Raw genomic sequence first — 570 nt, forward strand, 5'->3', positions numbered from 1 at the left:
GACTGGGGTGAAGTCGTAACAAGGTAACCGTAGGGGAACCTGCGGTTGGATCACCTCCTTACCTGAAGATACTTTCCCGCGAAGTGCTCACACAGATTGTCTGATAGAAAAGTAACGAGCAGAAAAAACCTCTACAGGCTTGTAGCTCAGGTGGTTAGAGCGCACCCCTGATAAGGGTGAGGTCGGTGGTTCAAGTCCACTCAGGCCTACCAAATTCGCACTCATGCGGCGTTATGTACTCAGTCGTTTACCCAACAGTAAACGTCCTTCGTACATGCCTTGCCTGAGCACGAATTACCGTTTTCAAAAAACGGGACTCCTGGTGAGTGGTAGTAGTGGTCTCTGCAGTAACTGTATGGGGCTATAGCTCAGCTGGGAGAGCGCCTGCCTTGCACGCAGGAGGTCAGCGGTTCGATCCCGCTTAGCTCCACCATTACAGTGACTCAAAACAATACTTCAGAGCGTACCGGCAACGGTGTGCTGCGAAGTATTATGCTCTTTAACAATCCGGAACAAGCTGAAAATTGAAACGACACGTCGTGTTCATTCTCCGTAATAAGAATGAATAAA

2 tRNA genes and 1 rRNA gene are annotated in these 570 nt (G+C 49.3%); all 3 read left to right on the forward strand.

Annotated elements, in window-relative coordinates:
* A 16S ribosomal RNA gene (locus tag QMZ65_RS25165) occupies positions 1-61 on the forward strand; the annotation flags it as partial.
* A 74-nt stretch (positions 62-135) separates the two neighbouring features.
* Positions 136-212, forward strand: a tRNA-Ile gene (locus QMZ65_RS25170).
* Between the two features lie 145 nt (positions 213-357).
* A tRNA-Ala gene (locus tag QMZ65_RS25175) sits at positions 358-433 on the forward strand.
* Positions 434-570 lie beyond the last annotated feature (137 nt).

Origin of the sequence: Pantoea sp. EABMAA-21 (assembly GCF_030053335.1) — a bacterium.
GTDB classification, from domain to species: domain Bacteria; phylum Pseudomonadota; class Gammaproteobacteria; order Enterobacterales; family Enterobacteriaceae; genus Pantoea; species Pantoea communis.